This window comes from Oscillibacter sp. PEA192, assembly GCF_003574015.1.
Taxonomy (GTDB): domain Bacteria; phylum Bacillota; class Clostridia; order Oscillospirales; family Oscillospiraceae; genus Oscillibacter; species Oscillibacter welbionis.
Genome location: NZ_AP018532.1, coordinates 2323153 through 2339998 on the forward strand (window position 1 = coordinate 2323153; position 16846 = coordinate 2339998).

General features: G+C 48.5%; 20 protein-coding genes, 1 tRNA gene and 1 pseudogene. 5 read left to right on the forward strand and 17 right to left on the reverse strand.

Features of this window, described 5'->3' with window-relative positions:
- Positions 1 to 7: 7 nt before the first annotated feature.
- The 16 genes and pseudogenes from xerA to DN611_RS11590 form a co-directional block, all read right to left on the reverse strand.
- A complete protein-coding gene (xerA, locus tag DN611_RS11515; RefSeq protein WP_119311411.1) occupies positions 8 to 991 on the reverse strand; it encodes a site-specific tyrosine recombinase/integron integrase in 984 nt (327 codons plus the stop codon).
- 108 nt (positions 992 to 1099) lie between these two features.
- Positions 1100 to 2317: a restriction endonuclease subunit S gene (locus tag DN611_RS11520; protein ID WP_160117432.1), complete on the reverse strand. Its 1218-nt coding sequence runs from the start codon at positions 2315 to 2317 to the stop codon at positions 1100 to 1102.
- Positions 2307 to 3809: a class I SAM-dependent DNA methyltransferase gene (locus tag DN611_RS11525; protein WP_119311413.1), complete on the reverse strand. Its 1503-nt coding sequence runs from the start codon at positions 3807 to 3809 to the stop codon at positions 2307 to 2309. Before DN611_RS11525 ends, DN611_RS11520 begins: the two co-directional genes overlap by 11 nt.
- Before the next feature lie 69 nt (positions 3810 to 3878).
- Positions 3879 to 4092 (reverse strand): annotated as a pseudogene (locus tag DN611_RS11530) (helix-turn-helix domain-containing protein).
- A 174-nt stretch (positions 4093 to 4266) separates the two neighbouring features.
- On the reverse strand, positions 4267 to 5634 hold the full coding sequence (locus tag DN611_RS11535) for a relaxase/mobilization nuclease domain-containing protein (protein WP_119311414.1): 1368 nt from the start codon (positions 5632 to 5634) through the stop codon (positions 4267 to 4269).
- Positions 5595 to 5924, reverse strand: a complete 330-nt coding sequence (locus DN611_RS11540) for a plasmid mobilization protein (protein WP_119311415.1) — start codon at positions 5922 to 5924, stop codon at positions 5595 to 5597. Before DN611_RS11540 ends, DN611_RS11535 begins: the two co-directional genes overlap by 40 nt.
- A gap of 263 nt (positions 5925 to 6187) precedes the next feature.
- Positions 6188 to 6610: a YolD-like family protein gene (locus DN611_RS11545; RefSeq protein ID WP_119311937.1), complete on the reverse strand. Its 423-nt coding sequence runs from the start codon at positions 6608 to 6610 to the stop codon at positions 6188 to 6190.
- 58 nt (positions 6611 to 6668) lie between these two features.
- On the reverse strand, positions 6669 to 7133 hold the full coding sequence (locus tag DN611_RS11550) for a DUF3021 domain-containing protein (protein WP_119311416.1): 465 nt from the start codon (positions 7131 to 7133) through the stop codon (positions 6669 to 6671).
- 10 nt (positions 7134 to 7143) lie between these two features.
- Positions 7144 to 7584 carry a LytTR family DNA-binding domain-containing protein gene (locus DN611_RS11555; RefSeq protein WP_002610304.1) on the reverse strand — a complete coding sequence of 147 codons (441 nt, stop codon included), beginning with the start codon at positions 7582 to 7584 and terminating at the stop codon, positions 7144 to 7146.
- Between the two features lie 145 nt (positions 7585 to 7729).
- On the reverse strand, positions 7730 to 9238 hold the full coding sequence (locus DN611_RS11560; protein WP_119311417.1) for a Y-family DNA polymerase: 1509 nt from the start codon (positions 9236 to 9238) through the stop codon (positions 7730 to 7732).
- Between the two features lie 71 nt (positions 9239 to 9309).
- Positions 9310 to 9519, reverse strand: a complete 210-nt coding sequence (locus DN611_RS11565; protein ID WP_119311418.1) for a hypothetical protein — start codon at positions 9517 to 9519, stop codon at positions 9310 to 9312.
- Positions 9520 to 9559: 40 nt separating this feature from the next.
- Entirely contained in the window at positions 9560 to 10162 is a 603-nt protein-coding gene (locus DN611_RS11570; RefSeq protein ID WP_119311419.1) for a Type 1 glutamine amidotransferase-like domain-containing protein, read from the reverse strand.
- 41 nt (positions 10163 to 10203) lie between these two features.
- On the reverse strand, positions 10204 to 10683 hold the full coding sequence (locus DN611_RS11575; protein ID WP_119311420.1) for a flavodoxin: 480 nt from the start codon (positions 10681 to 10683) through the stop codon (positions 10204 to 10206).
- A gap of 16 nt (positions 10684 to 10699) precedes the next feature.
- Complete coding sequence (locus tag DN611_RS11580; RefSeq protein WP_119311421.1) at positions 10700 to 11026, reverse strand: DUF6050 family protein; 327 nt, start codon at positions 11024 to 11026, stop codon at positions 10700 to 10702.
- Positions 11027 to 11037: 11 nt separating this feature from the next.
- A complete protein-coding gene (locus DN611_RS11585) occupies positions 11038 to 11550 on the reverse strand; it encodes an ImmA/IrrE family metallo-endopeptidase (protein WP_119311422.1) in 513 nt (170 codons plus the stop codon).
- A gap of 59 nt (positions 11551 to 11609) precedes the next feature.
- Entirely contained in the window at positions 11610 to 12029 is a 420-nt protein-coding gene (locus DN611_RS11590) for a helix-turn-helix domain-containing protein (RefSeq protein WP_007592960.1), read from the reverse strand.
- 203 nt (positions 12030 to 12232) lie between these two features.
- Between DN611_RS11590 and DN611_RS11595 the strand changes: the two genes are divergently transcribed.
- From DN611_RS11595 to DN611_RS11620, 5 genes are all read left to right on the forward strand, one after another.
- The gene (locus tag DN611_RS11595) at positions 12233 to 12496 is read left to right on the forward strand and encodes a hypothetical protein (RefSeq protein WP_119311423.1); all 264 of its coding nucleotides are present in this window, start codon (positions 12233 to 12235) and stop codon (positions 12494 to 12496) included.
- The gene (locus DN611_RS11600; RefSeq protein WP_119311424.1) at positions 12493 to 13221 is read left to right on the forward strand and encodes an ImmA/IrrE family metallo-endopeptidase; all 729 of its coding nucleotides are present in this window, start codon (positions 12493 to 12495) and stop codon (positions 13219 to 13221) included. The genes DN611_RS11595 and DN611_RS11600 overlap by 4 nt, the downstream gene beginning before the upstream one ends.
- 450 nt (positions 13222 to 13671) lie before the next feature.
- Positions 13672 to 14169: a hypothetical protein gene (locus DN611_RS11610; protein ID WP_119311426.1), complete on the forward strand. Its 498-nt coding sequence runs from the start codon at positions 13672 to 13674 to the stop codon at positions 14167 to 14169.
- A 495-nt stretch (positions 14170 to 14664) separates the two neighbouring features.
- Positions 14665 to 14904, forward strand: coding sequence for a helix-turn-helix domain-containing protein (locus DN611_RS11615; protein ID WP_442950788.1), 240 nt, complete (start codon positions 14665 to 14667; stop codon positions 14902 to 14904).
- Positions 14905 to 15026: 122 nt separating this feature from the next.
- A complete protein-coding gene (locus DN611_RS11620) occupies positions 15027 to 16187 on the forward strand; it encodes a tyrosine-type recombinase/integrase (protein WP_007592950.1) in 1161 nt (386 codons plus the stop codon).
- A gap of 46 nt (positions 16188 to 16233) precedes the next feature.
- Here DN611_RS11620 and DN611_RS11625 read toward each other — a convergent pair.
- Positions 16234 to 16322, reverse strand: a tRNA-Ser gene (locus tag DN611_RS11625).
- Between the last annotated feature and the right edge of the window lie 524 nt (positions 16323 to 16846).

Consider the following 16846-nt stretch of genomic DNA (forward strand, 5'->3'; position numbering starts at 1 on the left):
TGCACTCCTAACCGATATATTTTCTATGTGCCAGCTTCACATTCTGTTGTTTCACCATTGCATAGTGCAATGTGGTGTCGATTTTCTGATGCCCTAAGAGCTGCTGGACTTGCTCTATGGGCATTCCTTTGTCTATGGCAGTAGTAGCCAGTGTGCGCCTGAACTTGTGAGGGTGAACCTTCGGGATATTCAGACGCTTTCCCAGCTCCCGAAGGCGTGTCTCCACTCCGCCGATCATCAATCGGTCAAAGGGAGCTTTCAGGGAAACAAACAAAGCCGGGTTTTCATCCGATCTGCCCTCAAGATAGTTTTGAAGGTGGATCTTCGTCCTTGCGTCGAAGTAGACCAATCGTTCTTTATTGCCCTTGCCGATAACCACGCATTCGCGTTCGTTGAAGTTGATGTCTTCGCGGTTTAGCGTGACCAGTTCTCCAACACGCATTCCGGACGAAGCCAGAAGATCAACCATAGCCAAATCACGCGCCGTTGTACAGTTGTCGCGCATCAGCTCCAACGCTTCATCGGTGTAGGTGTCCTTAACAACCTTTGCGGTTTTCACCTTATGAATCCGTCGCACCGGACTTTTCACGATGAAGTCCTCATCCTCAAGCCAAGAGAAGAAACTGGACAGGATCCGGCGGATGTTGTCTATGGTCACTTTACTCGACCTTCGCTGAACCTGATAGTTGGTTAGATAGCGGCGCAAATCATCTGTGGTGATCTGTTGTACAGTCTTTCCGACTCCGGCAATCAGAGCCTCAATCGTCTTCCGGTAGTAGCTCAGGGTTTTCTCTGAGCAGCCTTCGATCCGTTTTGCCGTGATAAATGCTTCAACTGCATCCGTTTCTTCTGCTGGAATTGAGCTTCCATCATAAGTGATCGTTGCCCCTTTCAAAGTCTCAGCTATTGCTTCCCGAAGGTGCATGAGCTGTTCGTTGTTGAGATATGGCAGCATTTTTCGCTGTATCTCCGTAATGAGTTGTTCTGTCATTGTCGTGTCTCCTTTCGAGGTAAGAGAACGACATTCAGTGGCAGTCCCTTTTGTAAAACTCTCGCCACTGGTGAGAGTTATTCAGACGGTAAACGATAATTTAGCAGCTTAGAGCTGAACGGCAGAGACATCGATCTCTCCGGACATGAGTTTCGGGAGAAGCGCATCCCTTAGAGTTGCGAGCTTATTGTTTTCGTTCTGCTTTGAAACAATAGCAGCAGCCATAGGTGCAATTAGGGTGTTGAAACGATCCAGCGTCCCATTGTCAGGCAAGTGCAGTTCCAATGCCTTCACGCGCTCTTTGGGCAATTCCGTCTGACCAGTGCTTCCGGTATGAAGGGATTCAATTTCCCTTTCATGAAGAACTCCCCACAGCCCAATATAGAAAATCAGATTTTCTTTTGCCGGTCTGACAACCGTTACATGGGAATCAACTGTGATATTTTGGGGCTGGAACCAAACTTGTGCTGCGCGTCCCAATGTTCCGTCTCCCGTTGAGTTAATCAATAAATCGCCAAAGCGAAGCCATTTCTCATTGATTACTTTTGGGGTGTGAGTTCGTGCCTGAGAAAGATCAATCATGTGGTTACGAATGCACTTCTGATTGATCACTATCTGATCAGAGTTATCGGAGTATTTGGGCGCAATTCCGCGGCTTATAAGCGATGTGATCTTCTCCAAGTTGACAGTTTCCCATTCTTTCGGTTCAATGCCATCGAAAAGGCTGTACTCTACAAACCATGACTTGAAAATCGTTACGGCTTGCTGCATTAAATTATCGTTTAGCTCTTGATTGTTCGCAATCTTTTTTTGAATTGTGGAAATAATCTCGACAACACGTTTCTGAATACTTAATTCAGGCAATACGACCTCAATCTGTTGAAAGGTCGAAGATGGTCTCGCCAATGCAGGGACGCCAACCTGTGAGGCATTGCTTAGAAGTTTATGCTGTCCTATTGGAGTGTGGAAGTAATAGACAAGATATTCAGGCAAAACCTTGTCGTTGCATCGAACGCGAAACTGGGATTGTGAAATCACATACCGGTCATATCTGGAATCTTGCGGAATAAACGCTATTTGTCCAAGCGTTCCTCGATGCGTTATTACTATATCGCCTCGATGCGCATTTGCCTTGTTAAGAGAATCAGCTTTTTCCTTTGTGACGAAGCGGAACGCCTTTTCAGATAAAGAAAATCCTTCAAGATTGCTGCCATTTAGAACAGGTACTCCACTGTCCACAAAACACGAGACTTTAATATTTGAGCCGAATGGACCCATCGCAATTTCATCAATTAGGTCAGCAATACGATACGTCTCATAGCTCATATCCAATCGCCCCCAGTCGCTCTTTGATCTGAGCTTCAAGCTCATGAGACTTAGTGAAAAGCTCAGACAGTTCAGAAGTCAGGCGACCCATTTTCTCTTCAAACGGCTCACCGTCATCTTCCTGTTCCTCAATGCCAACATAGCGTCCCGGTGTGAGAATGTAATCCTGCTTTGCAATGTCCTGCGTTGTAGCAACAGCACAGAAGCCCTTTTCATCTTCAAGCGTTCCTTCAACGAATGCGTTGTAGGTGTCGGCAATTTTCTTGATGTCTTCATCCGTCAGTTCGCGCAGCTTCCGCGTAACCATAGTGCCGAGTTTCCGTGCGTCGATGAATAGTGTCTTGCCTTTCTGCTTCTTGTTCTTTGCAAGGAACCAGAGCGATACCGGAATCTGCGTCGTGTAGAATAACTGCGTCGGCATTGCGACGATACAGTCCACAAGGTCGGCATTGATAATGTTCTTGCGGATTTCACCTTCACCGCCGGACTGTGAGGAAAGCGAACCATTTGCAAGCACCATGCCGATACGTCCATTTGGAGCGAGATGCCAGATCATGTGCTGCAACCATGCAAAGTTGGCGTTGCCAGCAGGAGGCGTACCATACTGCCAACGGACATCATCAACGAGTTTATCTGCACCCCAGCCGGAGAGATTGAAGGGCGGATTTGCCATAATGAAGTCTGCCTTGAGTTGAGGGTGGCAGTCGTTAAAGAACGTGTCCGCATTAAACTTGCCGAGGTCGGCTTCAATACCGCGAATGGCAAGATTCATCTGCGCCATCTTCCATGTGGTCGGGTTGGAGTCCTGACCAAAAACGGAAATCTTGTTGATGTTGCCGCCGTGATTTTCGATGAACTTTGCGGACTGAACGAACATACCGCCAGAGCCGCAGCACGGGTCATAAACACGTCCATTAAACGGCTGCAATACTTCAACAAGGGTACGCACGACACAAGAGGGAGTATAGAACTCACCGGCAAGTTTGCCTTCCTGTTCAGCAAACTTGGAGAGACAGTATTCGTATGTACGACCGAGAATGTCCTTGCTGCTCCCATGCTCGATCATCTGAATGTTGGTGAAGAGATCAACCACTTCACCAAGACGCCGCTTGTCCAGCTCTGGACGGGCGAAGTTCTTAGGAAGAATATCTTTGAGACGCTTGTTTTCTTTCTCTATACTGCGCATTGCATCATCAATCACCGTGCCAATTTCCGGCGTGTGAGCGGCAGCAGCAATCGCACTCCATCGTGCATTCTCAGGGACAAAGAAGATGTTTTCGGCAGTGTATTCGTCCTGATCCTCTTCAAATCCGTCGCCTTCTTCAACCAGTTCCTTGTACTTTGCCTCGAAGCGATCAGAAATGTATTTCAAGAAAATCAATCCGAGAACGACGGACTTATATTCGGATGCGTCGATGTTTCCGCGCAGGACGCAAGCCGCGTCCCAGATTTGTTTTTCAAAGCCGATATTGCTTGTGTTATTCTCAGCCATTTCAGCAACCTCCAAAGTTATAGTTTCACACTTACTATTCTACAAAAAGAGCTGTACGAAAAACCGGACTCAGTTCTTGTCCGTTCGCACAGCCTCACATATATCTCCGATGTCACAATTTAAGTAGCCACAAATGCGCAGCAAAATAGAGAGGGACACTTCTTCCCCCCTTGTTCAGTTTTGTCCAAGTTCCAGATGAAAGGTTAAGCTCTTTCCGAAACGAGGACTTCTTGATGTCGCGGTCAATTAGTAATACCCAAAGTTTTTTATAGCTTATTCCCATAATCTATGCCCCTTTACTCATTCGCTAATTACGACCTCCAATATATTATACACGAAATCCTTTTTATTTGCAATCAGCCCATTTGCAAATCAGAAGAAATACTGCAAGTTCTTGATGTTTTTGTTTCTCAAAAAGCAAGGCGGCTATCAATGATAACCGCCTTGCTTTATTCCCTTATTCCCGCTGTGAACTGTGCTGCTGGTCGCGGTCATGCTCTGCACTCGGCTTGAGGAAATCATCCACGTTTGCCTTCATGGTGTCGATGATCCGCGCCTCCTTTTTGAGCTTTGCGCGTTCATCATAGAGCCGCTGCTGCTCTTCAAGTAGTCGCTGCTGTTCCGCTTGTAGCGTCTTCAAACTCGGCAGTTTTTCATCTCCCTGCATTGCAAGTAATGTACTCCGCGCTGCCTCGAAGATCACAAGCTCGGCTTCGTGCTTTGTTTTGAAGCTCGGCTTGTCTTTCGCCTTCTGGAAGGCGTCATATACAGGCTTGAGCCGCTGGTAGTTGGAGATGTTTTTGATAAGCGGTTGGACTTCCCGCAGTCGCGCTTCGACGCCTTTCAGTTCCTTGCCGGTGCGGTCATAGGAGCTGTGAACGTCCTCGACCTTCTTCTCAAGATCGGCGTATTGGAGCAAGTTGTTTTCCGTGAGATAGTTGAGCGTCCGCGCCGCTTCCTTGAGAATTGTGAGCTTGGCTTTATACTCATAGCCCTTGCTGTCGATGAGCCTGATCCGCTCCTGAATATCTCCGATAAGGGAGATGCCATTCGGCACGGTCTGTCTCTGGCTTCTTCGGGGCGTCCGTCCGGCAATCCGCTCCTTGATGCGTTCCTCGGTGTAGTTCTCTCCGATAGTTTTAGACCGGGTAAACCGCTCCTGACCTTCAACACGGAAGGAGATGTATTTGCCGGTCTTGATTTCATATCCGGCTTCCTGCATGAGCCGCAGAAAATCATCGTAGTCCTTGGCTGTGATGACAAGCCGATCGATGGTCTGCTTGAGCTTTTGCTTCCAGCTCGTACCGCGTTTGGCTTCGGTGTATTCCTTGTAGTCCATGCCCTTGTTCTGCGACGGAGGAATCACAGACAGCCCGTGTTCCTTGCATATCTCATCACTGAGTTGACGTAGCTCCCGATAGGTTCTCTTGTTGCTCCGGTAGGCGTGAAAGTCCACATAATTCACGGCATTGAAGATGATGTGATTATGGCAATGCCCCTTGTCGATGTGGGTAGCAATCACATACTCGTACTTGCCCTTGAGCCATTCGTCCGCAAGCTGTTTCCCGACCTCGTGAGCTTCTTCCGGCGTCACTTCACCGATGTCAAACGACTGGATCAAATGACGGGCAAGTACCTTCGGCATCTGCATTCCTTGCTGCACTGCAAGGTTTCTCGTCCACTCAAATTCTTTCGCCGCTGCGTCGCTTGCAGCGCATCCATAGGACGAAACATAGAAAGCATCGTCGGTCTTCTGCGGGTCGAGAATGTAGGCAATAGCCTTGTTTACAGTTCCTCGGATTGGCTTGATTTTAGTAACTGCCATATCTCACCCTGCCTTTCTTTCAGCTCTGTAATATCGTCGGCATAGAAGTGTCCGGTGGAGTTGATGCGGCGGCAAATCTGATTGATGTTTGAGGCAACACGGCTGACTGCGGCGGCAAGTTTCTTCTGCTGCGTATAGTCCACCTTGATGATATAACCGTCAATCGCCATCTTCCGGAGATATGCTCCCATGTTCCTTGTTCCGAGTTGCGCCATCTTTGCCTTGATGATTCTTTTCTCATCGTCGGAGACGAAGAAGAGTATCTGATTTGGTCGCGTTCTGTTTGCCATAGGCGTTCCGTCCTTTCGTAAAGGAAGAGGGTTTGGGAGGCATCCCAACAAGCATTTTTCAGATTAAGGGGAGGGTTTCCTTAATCGAAAATCGCCGTGTGTATATACACCGGCTGTGCTTGCTATTCTCTAAAATCGTATTCCCTCGCAGAGACTCCCCGTAAAATCCCCCTTCACTCTATACGGACAAATAAAGCAAAAATGTCAGGTATCCGAAAAAGAAAAAGACGCTCAATAGCGTCTTTTTCAAACCGTTTTCAATATTACTCAAGCACTGAGAATAGCTCTCCCTCAATAGACAGCACATCATCCATCGGAATCTTCGCGCCGTCCTGCATGGTGATCCGCCGCTCAAAATCATCGATCTTTTTGACTGCGCCGACTGCTGATACATATTTTCCGCCAGCCTTCCGCTCATCGGGCTGGAAGTAGGTAATGGTGACTTCCGGCGCGTCATCAAAGGCATCCATGAGAAGCTGATACTTCATGTCCAATGCAGTCAGAGCTTCCTCGTCAAGCTCAATCCTTTCGTCGGTCAGACGCCCGGTTTCCCTGATGGCGGAGTCATATCCGGTGAGTGCTGCAAAGGGTGCGAACTGCGCTGCTCGATCTGACATCGGCATCTGTGGTCGCGTCTTGGAGACGTGGTGAGGAAGATTGATAATCTCGTCGTACCTATTGTTCATACGCATTCTACATCGCACCTCCTAGATAAACTGGAAGTTGCCGTTGTGAAGGTTATGCTCATTTTGCGTTATTACTCTTCCGAACTCCGTCATTCATTTTTTTCACTTTGCGTTTCCATACAAAATATTGAACGAGCCAAGTGATGACGAAAATTGCAACGAATATTCCTACATATGAAAGAATACCAATGGTATTATGCTTCATCCAATTCGTAATATAGGCAATCGGAAACATCGTAACACAGGCAATGGAAAAGTAAACTCCGCTTTGCTTTGCAAGGCTCCACGAATCAATTTCCCAAATAACGGAAGCCATTGCAAAGCCTGTACCCAAAATTCCGCAGAGAATTGTTTGAAGAATAACTGCGTTTAATTCATTTTTCATTGTATCAATCAGCTCAGGGGTGACAGGATAGAACGAACCATCTCCTATGCACATTGATATAATCACAGTTATTACAAAACCGATAGCAATGCCGAGAGGGAATCCGAGAAGCCCACGCTGAATCATCTTTTTTTTCATTTTTACCACCTCATATTCCTAATAATTGTTTGATCTTGGCGACAAAACGCCTTGAAACATAAGTAACCGTCCCATTTGAAAGCGTAACACAAATTGTTCCTGCAAAGCTTAAATCAAAACCCTTGACTTTTCTCAGATTGATAATATCCGAGTTTGATATTCGGACAAAAAAGTTGCTGTCCAGCCGCTGCTCCATTTCGTAAAGCCGCAGACGGAGCGTGTACTCACCGTGATTTGTTTCGGCAAACACTTTGCCTGATGCAGCAAAAATGCGGTAAATATCAAACGGCTCCAACACTTCGACAATATCATCTTTGAATCCGGCAATCATTTTCGGCTGCTCGTCTGAAAGCCTTTTCATGATTTCATTGATTTCGTCGGTCATTTTGTTTGTCACAACGATGATTTTGGGTTCCTTGCAGTTCTCATCTAACTTGATTTCAATTTGCATTTGCTCACCTCCTCTTTGTTACGGTTACAGTATAAGAAAATCGAGAATTGATTTCCACCGATTCTCGATAGGTGGTCGTTTTCAGACCGTAGACGGTAGATTATATAAATAATCTTCCTCTTCAAATTCCGATTAGTTTGATCCTTTATGCCTTATGCCCGCCGATCTGCGCATTACGATCTTTCGCGGTTGCACCTTCTTCAAGATTCATCGCCTTGAGGATGGCGTTCTTTCCGTACTTCTTTTTGATTGCAAGCGTGGCGGCTTGTATTTTCCGCTCACGTTCCAAGGCGGCGTCCTCGGCTTTCTGTTTTTCCTCTTCGGCGGCATAGTCGGTAAAGAGGTCGAGCTGGACAGCACCGTCATTTTTCTTCGGCGCGTCCGCTTTCGGCAGGACGTGATTTGCCACAACGTACATACGGCGGACAAGAAGATTCTTGTCCACGATCCGGTCGAAGAGTTCTGACACAGCACACATTATTTTGCGGGTAGATGATGTGTGACCGTCGAGGTTGATAGAGCCGTGCGCCTGTTTCGGAATCTGCCTCCCATAATGATCTGACTCAACCGCGCCGTGATACTTTGCCCGTCGTGCCGGATCGGTTAGGTTCTCGATGTCGTAGCCAACTGTGAGAACCATCTGGTCGGTGACAAGCCCCTTGTCCACCAAGTCCAGCACAAGCAAGTCCGTCATTTCCCGGACAACCAGCTTTGCTTTATCCGTCTCGTATGGGCAGTGCAATACCTGACCGGAGCTGAGGCTGTTGGAGCTGGGACGGTACGCCTTGATTGCTTCAATGGTCGTAGGCTCCCAGCCCCACGCATGGTCGATGAGCAATTCTGCATTCTTGCCGAACAGCTTGTAAAGCAAGTCCTCGTTCCGCTCTGAGCAAAGGGCAACATCGCCCATTGTGAACATCCCGTTCTGCTCAAGTTTCTTGGCAATGCCTCGACCTACGCGCCAAAAATCCGTGAGCGGCTGATGCGCCCAAAGCTCACGCCGGAACTTCATCTCATCCAGTTCTGCAATGCGGACGCCGTTCTTGTCGGCGGGGATGTGCTTCGCCACAATGTCCATTGCCACTTTGCAGAGGAAAAGGTTCGTGCCGATTCCTGCTGTTGCTGTGATGCCGGTTGTTTCAAGCACATCGAGGATGATCTTCATGGCGAGATCATGGGCGGAGAGCTTGTAGGTATTCAGGTAGTCCGTCACGTCCATGAACACCTCGTCGATGGAGTAGACCACGATGTCCTCCGGCGCGATGTACTTGAGGTAGACCTGATAGATGCGGGTGCTGTACTCCATGTAGTACGCCATCCGGGGCGGCGCGATGATGAAGTCAATCGCCAGATACGGGTTTGCTTGCAGCTCAGAGTAGAAGTGTGATGTGCCGTCCAGTCTGTGTCCCGGCGCGTCGTGCTGCCGTCCGGCATTCGCTTCCTTCACGCGCTGCTTGACTTCAAACAGCCGCCCGCGTCCGGAGATGCCGTAGCTTTTGAGGGAGGGAGTAACGGCAAGACAGATGGTCTTGTCCGTCCGGCTCTCATCCGCGACAACGAGATTTGTGTCCAGAGGATCTAAGCCGCGCTCCCGGCACTCCACGGAGGCGTAGAAAGATTTCAGGTCGATTGCGATATAGGTTTTGTCTTTCATTTTCGGCTGTCCTCCTTCCCGTGATGTATAAAAGCAGGAGCTATGCTCTGCCCATCAAGTTCTCCGTCTTATCAAAGCGGCATCGGTGTCCGGGCGATCAGAATGACCGCCAGAATCGCGCCCACAAATGCCGCTGCCCCTACGACCGCCAACACCTTTTTGTCGAGCTTCTTCTTCGCTGCCTTGCCAATCAGCACAGCGCAAGCCATGCAGACAGCCGCAGCAACAAGCGCAATGCCCAGCGTTTCCCATAGCCAAGAAAGTTCATGTAGGATTTTCATGCGTTCATCATCTCCTGTTCGTTAAACTGGAATTTTCAAATTAGTCTTTGCAAATAACCTTTGAACCTTCACCATCAATTACAATTCCCTGACGGTTGTTAATTGGGCATAGATTCAAATCCGAAAACTCAGTCATTATTTTCTCGGTAACTTTCTTAAATGGTGCTGTAAGATAATGCGGAAGAACATAGAAATCAATCAAATCAAGCCTTGCATCATCTTCTTGTGAGTAGTCCTCCGGCTTTTCATCCATTTGCTCGATATATTGGATGCTTGGAGCGCATATAATCGCACCTGCCGATTCACCAACCATCAGTTTTCCCTTTGCCAATTCTTTCTTCAACAGCTCATCCGTTCCCGTTTTACGGAGCTGGTCTATAAGGAAAAAAGAATTTCCGCCGGTAAAATATATCACATCCGCATCTTCAAAAACAGACTGTATCGTTGAATAAGCCTCCGTTGAAATATCAATTTCAGTTACGATTGCTCCCAACTTTTTGAATAGTTTTCGAGCCGAGCCGACATAACCGGTGTAGCCTTCACGCAGCGAAGCTGTTGGAATAAATGCGACTTTTTTATTTTCAATTTCTTCCTTTATCAGACTTCCTACACTTGAAAAGTGCGAACATAAAAACAGTTTCATCAATATTCTCCTTTATATAGAAATTCCAATTTGTCTGCCCCTTAAAGTCCAAGTCCTTCAACCCACGCCGCAAGCTCCTGATGCCCGACGCTGCCCTTGAAAACCTTGCCGTCCATCAGCTTTGCGCCTTTGCAGCTCGGCGCAAGGCGTTCGTTCGTCTTGCCAATGTCGCTTCCTCCGGAGGTTGCAAACGGGATGATCGTCTTGCCGGTCATATCATAGCTCTCAAGGAACGTATTGATAATCGTCGGCGCGACATACCACCAGATCGGGAAGCCCACAAAGATGGTATCGTAGTCCTTCATGTTGTCCCGCTTGACGGCAATCTCAGGACGGGAGGCAGGATCGCTCATCTCAATCGTGCTGCGGGCTTTCTTGTCCATCCAGTTCAGATCAGCTTCCGTGTAAGGCACCTTCGGCTCAATCTCAAAGATGTCCGCGCCGATTGCTTCTGCCAGCGTCTCGGCAACCTTCGCGGTCACGCCGGACGCGGAAAAATATGCTACAAGTTTCTTGCTCATGTTTTTCCCTCTTTTCTCAAGTCACAAGTCTGTATATGGTCAGGGGCAGATACCAGATGGCAACTGCCAGCTTCCAGATCAGAATTACGCCGCCGATCAGACCGCCAAGGACAAGGTTAAGTGCGACAACACCTACTGTCCCGGAAATGCCAAAGCCAATCGGGATCAGCGTGAACATCTTCCCAATGCCAAAAGGCACTCCGCAAGCAAGCCAGATCAGGAAATAATCGGGCGCTCCGTTCTCGACGAAGATACGGCTGAACATTGAAAACAAAAACAGTGCAACCACAACCGGAATGACGGTCTTCTTTAGGAATTCTTTCGTGACATCGCTTTTCGTCATACTGACCTCCTTCATTTCAAAAAGCTGCTACGGTACTCCATCCGACGAAGTTTATGCCCGGTTTCTGCCAGATGCGCGATTTTCAAAGCAACCAAGTTGATGTCTGTGTGCATTGCCCGCGCAATCTGCTCTGAGGTGTACCCGTAGTCGTAGATGTATTCGAGGATTTCATGGGAATCAAGAAGGATCTCTGCTGCAACGATGTTTGCCTCGTACTCCGGCTTCGTTGCCATATCATACAGCACAAACTCCTGCAAGCCATGTTTTTTTGCAAGCGCACGGTGCAGCCGGTCGTGACCGATCTCATGGGCGCATACAATCCGTTTCATTTGAGGACTCAAATCCTTATTGAGAAAGATGAAGCGGTTTCTTTTGACGATGCAGTACATACCCTTGAGTGATCCGAGATTTTCGCAATCGTCCATGACATTGATACCCAGCGCGTTTGCAATCTGGAAAGGATCTCTTGTGCCGCAGCGTCGGACGAGATCGCTGCCGACTTTTGATAGTTGTTCGGCGTTCATCGCGCCACCTCCCTTCGGGGATAACCATTATATCAAACAGCCTGTACCAAAAACCGGACTTACTCTTCCGTCTGTTCTTTCCGGTACTTTTTCGGCGTGTACTTCTTGTTCTTTTCTTTTGCAATCCAGTAGGCTCTGGTGAGAGCCTGCATCGCGCCGTCCAGCGCGTCTTCACTGAGACTGCCTCCTGCAAACATACCGGAAACCTCGCTCACCAGCTCGTCAATTTCCCGTGCTGCCTTTGCGCCGCCCTGTTCCTGTGCGGCAAGGACGAGCATTCCGCTGTTGCCGAGAAGATATTCCGGCGTTGTATTCAGAGCCTCAGCGATTTTCTTCACGACTTCATATTTTGTTGGCTTTCGACTGCCCAGCTCGTAATTTTGAATTGTCCTCGCAGTAACAGAGACTTTTTCTGCAAGAGCGGCTTGTGTCAGGTTGGCTTCCACTCTCTTTTCTCTCAGCCTGTCTTTGAATCCCATAAGGCACCTCTTTCTAAAATTTTCTGCGAACACGAACAGAACTTTCGCTAATTCCATTGACGTGAACATCGTGTTCGTGCTATACTGTGCCTACACGAACATTCCGTTCGTGAACATGATACCACACGAACAGAGCGTGTGTCAACATTCTTGGCGAAATTCGTGTCGGAAACAGGCAACTTTTTTAGGAACGGAGGACGCTTATGAACAATTTACAATGCAGAAAAGCCTACGTCAGAGTCAATCTGGATGTCGATGAAGAGGGAACAATCATCCCGATGCTGATCCGATGGAAGGACGGAAGGGTTTTTCAGATCGAACAGCTCAAGTACAAATGCCGCGCCAGCTCCAACAAGGTTGGGGGTGGCGGCATCCGTTACACGGTCATGATCAGAGGAAAGGAGTCGTTTCTCTTTCATGAAGGTAATAAGTGGTTTGTCGAAGCAAAGGAGGACAACTGCTCATGATTTTATCCCAGCGCCAACTTGAAGAAATTGCAGCCTCAACAACGAAGGACTTCAACCGGTTCTTTTTCGGTGATGAGGCTGACAAGCCCGACCGATCAGCTTTGCCAACGCCCATTGATCAGTTTGCAAAGAATTATCTCGGTCTTCGCGTATCATTCGCCCGTCTCTCGCCGGATGGAAGCATCTGCGGTGTCACTGCCTATGCCGACACTGAGTACAAGATCACGGAACTTGGTATTACGCGCACACTGGCTTTGAAGCGTAATCAGGTCATCTTGGACGAGAGCTTCATTCTATCCGGCAACGTGCAGCGGCTCTGCGCCAAGCGCAGATTTACCCTTGCCCACGAGTGCGCCCATCAGATTCTCTTCCAACTGGAATCGGAAGAGGTAAAGGCATCCTGCGAAATGAGATATTCCGCACGGACTGCTTATACACCGCGAGAGCTGAAAACCCGCGAGGACTGGAACGAGTGGCAAGCAAATGTCTTGGGCGCGGCGATCCTGCTTCCTCAAAAAGAGGTTGACCTGGCAATGCGTCGGTTTGCAGAAACGCCGCTGATCAATTACGAGGGGAGGTATTCGTATGGCGATCACTTAACGCTGCGCCTTTTCTGCCGGTTGTTCGGTGTCTCCAAGGCAACGGCGTCTATCCGCCTTCGTCAACTCGGCTACATGGTAGATCGTCCATTCAGTGAGTATGTTGACCCATTGGAGGTGTGGTAATGAAGAGAGCATCCATTCGGGTTCAGGAACCGACGCCGGAGCTGATCGAAAAAATCCACAGGGCAAGAATTGCCATTTCCCAGCAGAAGCCCCGATACCTGAAATGTCCGTATTGTCAGCATAATGCCATTGCTGTCTACGAAGACACGAGAGGTCATGTAGAATCCAAGTGCAAGAAATGCGGGCGGATCACAGTCTTTGATGTGCTGAATATGAGAAGACTGCGACCGCGTACCAAGTAGGAACCAGAGGACAAGCCTCTGTTCTAAAATAAAATATATGTCATAGCTGAGCTGTGGAGCCGCCTGATAGGTGAAGTCATCCTAATGCCGCATGAGACAGAGTTTAATTACTCTGTTTTATCGGCATGGGATTCAAACCTCACCGTCATGCGGCTCTTTTTCTGTCTTCACCCTTCCCGCTGCTCCCGCACAGCGGAAAGGATGAACAATGAAAACACCTAAGACCCCTATCGAGTTCGACTACGACCTCTGGACTACGGAGGACGGAAAGTGCATGGTGCGCGTGAAAATCACCGGCGAAGTGACGGAGGTTGACCGTAAGGTCATGCGAATCCTCCGCGCAGAGGAAAAAAGACTGCGCCGCTCAAAGCAAGGAGTTCCCATTTCCGGAACTGAAGGCAAAACAGCCGAAGAACGGGCAAGTGTGCTGTCCTTAAGCTATGTCAGCTATGAGGGTTGTGAGGATTTAGAACCATACTGGTTGATTGATTCTTCCAGCATGGAGGAAAGCGTTATGTTCTGGATGTCAGAAAAGGAGTTTCGTGCAACGCTTACGCCGAGGCAACTTGACATCTACCTGAATTGCATCATCGGTGGACAGTCAAAAATTGATTATGCTGCTGCTAACAATATGCAGCGGCAAAGTGTTTACAATGCTGCGACACTAATCATGAAGAAAGCAAAATACTTTTTCAAAAAATTTTGATGATATACCTTACATTAGCTGCTTTTTTGTCCGTGGGATGGTGAAGAGAGGCAAATCACTCTTCACTGCTCCTTGAAAACTGAATAGTTCAGTGCTGCGGATCTTTCCGCTTCTGCGAAGCAACACAGCTTCCGACGCCAGGACCTCCCGCAAGGGAGTGAGCGACCTCCGGAGAGCTATAACAGCCGTGTGGTGCGGCTGCTTGCGACGATGCAGATGCCGGGTATAATGATACTTCCGTTTTTTCTCTGAAAGGGCGGCTCGGAGCGATCCTCGGAGGGGTGAGAGTCCCATGATACCGATTGACCATTGGTAGTCCGCAGCATTCCCTATTCGGCAGGGGCGCGAGCTGCAAATATGCCGGAAGGATAACCAATATGAAAACGCCCGAAAGGGCTTTATCATCAAAAACTATGGGCAGCAGTCTACTCAAAAAGGACTGCTGCCTATCCTTTTGCTGATAAGGCAAAAACAAATCTTGTGGAGGTGAGACGGGTGAATACCGCATCAACCATTTCTCAGCGCGATGCCTACAAGCTCATGCTGAAAGACTATCCCGATGTGATGAGCATTGAGCAGATGTGCGAAATACTCAGCATCAGCACAAAGACCGGCTACCGCATCCTGCGGGAAGGCAAAATCTGTTGTCTCAAAATCGGCAGAGCCTATCGTATTCCGAAGGCTCATCTTTTCACGTTTCTCTGCATCGGTTGCGGAGAAGCAGTCACGGCGTAATGCTTGGACTCAATTTGTTTACAAAAAATGTTCGGCAGAGGTCCTCCAATTCGAACCCGGTTCTGGTATAATAGAAGCACGGTATCAGGTAGGTGTCTCTGCTACAAAGAAGGAGGATAATTATGGTAGCAGGACATCTCCGCGAAAAAAGCGGATATTACTACGCCGTGTTGAACTACACCGATTCTCTCGGGAAAAGAAAGACCAAGTGGATTTCCACCGGGCTTACTGTGAAGGGAAACAAAAAACGCGCCGAAGCAATCCTGATGGACGCACGACGCAATTTCAATCCCGAAGAGCCGAAGGTCATGAACGGAGACATTCTGTTCGCGGACTATATGGAAAAGTGGCTCGACATCATCAAAAGCTCGGTTGCAGTCCCGACATTCGCTTCATACTCGACTACGGTTAAGAAGATTGTAGCACCGTACTTCCGCGAAAAGGAAGTGACGCTCAAGAACCTGACCGCAAAAGACATTCAGGAGTTTTACCTGAGTGAGCTTGAGCGTGTCAGCCCGTCCTCGGTCATTCATTATCACGCCAACATTCACAAGGCTCTCAAGTATGCCGTGAAGATTGACCTGATTGATGTAAACCCGGCGGATAAAGTTGAGCGTCCGAAGAAAGACCGCTACGTCGGCAGCTTCTATGATGCCGATGAGGTCAACGCTCTTTTCGAGGCTGCAAAAGGAAGCAAACTTGAACTGCCAATTCTGTTCGGTGCGTTCTACGGTCTGCGCCGGAGTGAAGCAATCGGTCTGAAATGGGATGCCATCGACTTTGACCAGAACACCATCACCATTCGTCATACGGTTACTTCCTGTGATCTTGACGGCAAGCGCGTTCTGGTTGCGTCGGACACCACAAAGACCAAATCGAGTATGAGGACACTGCCTCTTGTTCCGTTCATGCGGGAAAGACTTCTTACGCTGAAAGAAGAACAGCAGGAAAACCGCCGCTTGTGCGGACGCAGCTACATCAAGGAATATCTTGAGTATGTATGTGTCAATGAGATTGGCGATCTGATCAAGCCCCACTACGTCACAGAGAGTTTTCCGAAACTGCTCAAGGCAAAGGGAATGAGACAGATCAGGTATCACGATCTCCGGCATAGCTGTGCCTCGCTTCTTCTGGCAAACGGTGTTCCCATGAAGCAGATTCAGGAATGGCTTGGTCACAGCGACTTCTCAACTACGGCGAACATTTACGCACATCTGGATTACAGCTCGAAGCTGACTTCGGCTGATGCAATGCTCAATGGCCTGGGCTTTGCACAGAACTGAAAAAGAAAAGCCAGCAGCCGGAAAAACCGACTACTGGCGTGATTTCTGGCGGAGCGGGTGGGATTCGAACCCACGGAACCTTGCGGTTCAACTGATTTCGAGTCAGTCCCGTTATGACCACTTCGATACCGCTCCGTATTTATCTCAACATCAGCACCTCAGAAAACGGGGAGAACTGATGGGGAGAACAAGCAAAAATATTAAGTTAAGAATACCCGAAAAACCCCGTAAAATCAAGGGATTCCGGACAGGGAGCTACCGAGTAGCGACCACGATTTCGAGTCAAGCTCGTTGCGACCACTTCGATACCACTCCGTGTAGAAATATGCAGTTTTTATGAATGGATCACATGATTTCGAGTCAGCCCCGTTATGACCACTTCGATACCGCTGCATATCTAGTTGTGAGAACGCAAATCAGGATAACTGTGAGCATTTTGTTAGCGTTTTTCCGAAGCGCCGCTCACACCCGCGCCCGGAAGCCCTTGGGAGACATAGCCTTTTGGCTGTTAGCACGTCCCGCCGACGTAGCGATTTCAAGTCAAGCTCGTTGTGACCACTTCGATGCCACTCTGTACAGTTCCGTCCTGCGAGACGGGAAGCGGTTTTATTATGGCATATTTTCGGGAAAGTTTCAAGGAAAACCTTTTAACTTTTCGT

Bases quoted from the DNA above. Each gene is read 5' to 3' on its own strand.
- DN611_RS11525 (WP_119311413.1), bottom strand. From the start codon at position 3,809: ATGGCTGAGAATAACACAAGCAATATCGGCTTTGAAAAACAAATCTGG.
- DN611_RS11575 (WP_119311420.1), bottom strand. From the start codon at position 10,683: ATGAGCAAGAAACTTGTAGCATATTTTTCCGCGTCCGGCGTGACCGCG.
- DN611_RS11585 (WP_119311422.1), bottom strand. From the start codon at position 11,550: ATGAACGCCGAACAACTATCAAAAGTCGGCAGCGATCTCGTCCGACGC.
- DN611_RS11620 (WP_007592950.1), top strand. From the start codon at position 15,027: ATGGTAGCAGGACATCTCCGCGAAAAAAGCGGATATTACTACGCCGTG.
- DN611_RS11520 (WP_160117432.1), bottom strand. From the start codon at position 2,317: ATGAGCTATGAGACGTATCGTATTGCTGACCTAATTGATGAAATTGCG.
- DN611_RS11565 (WP_119311418.1), bottom strand. From the start codon at position 9,519: ATGAAAATCCTACATGAACTTTCTTGGCTATGGGAAACGCTGGGCATT.
- DN611_RS11595 (WP_119311423.1), top strand. From the start codon at position 12,233: ATGAACAATTTACAATGCAGAAAAGCCTACGTCAGAGTCAATCTGGAT.
- DN611_RS11600 (WP_119311424.1), top strand. From the start codon at position 12,493: ATGATTTTATCCCAGCGCCAACTTGAAGAAATTGCAGCCTCAACAACG.
- DN611_RS11610 (WP_119311426.1), top strand. From the start codon at position 13,672: ATGAAAACACCTAAGACCCCTATCGAGTTCGACTACGACCTCTGGACT.
- DN611_RS11535 (WP_119311414.1), bottom strand. From the start codon at position 5,634: ATGGCAGTTACTAAAATCAAGCCAATCCGAGGAACTGTAAACAAGGCT.
- DN611_RS11570 (WP_119311419.1), bottom strand. From the start codon at position 10,162: ATGAAACTGTTTTTATGTTCGCACTTTTCAAGTGTAGGAAGTCTGATA.
- DN611_RS11545 (WP_119311937.1), bottom strand. From the start codon at position 6,610: ATGAACAATAGGTACGACGAGATTATCAATCTTCCTCACCACGTCTCC.
- xerA (WP_119311411.1), bottom strand. From the start codon at position 991: ATGACAGAACAACTCATTACGGAGATACAGCGAAAAATGCTGCCATAT.
- DN611_RS11560 (WP_119311417.1), bottom strand. From the start codon at position 9,238: ATGAAAGACAAAACCTATATCGCAATCGACCTGAAATCTTTCTACGCC.
- DN611_RS11550 (WP_119311416.1), bottom strand. From the start codon at position 7,133: ATGAAAAAAAAGATGATTCAGCGTGGGCTTCTCGGATTCCCTCTCGGC.
- DN611_RS11590 (WP_007592960.1), bottom strand. From the start codon at position 12,029: ATGGGATTCAAAGACAGGCTGAGAGAAAAGAGAGTGGAAGCCAACCTG.
- DN611_RS11580 (WP_119311421.1), bottom strand. From the start codon at position 11,026: ATGACGAAAAGCGATGTCACGAAAGAATTCCTAAAGAAGACCGTCATT.
- DN611_RS11540 (WP_119311415.1), bottom strand. From the start codon at position 5,924: ATGGCAAACAGAACGCGACCAAATCAGATACTCTTCTTCGTCTCCGAC.
- DN611_RS11555 (WP_002610304.1), bottom strand. From the start codon at position 7,584: ATGCAAATTGAAATCAAGTTAGATGAGAACTGCAAGGAACCCAAAATC.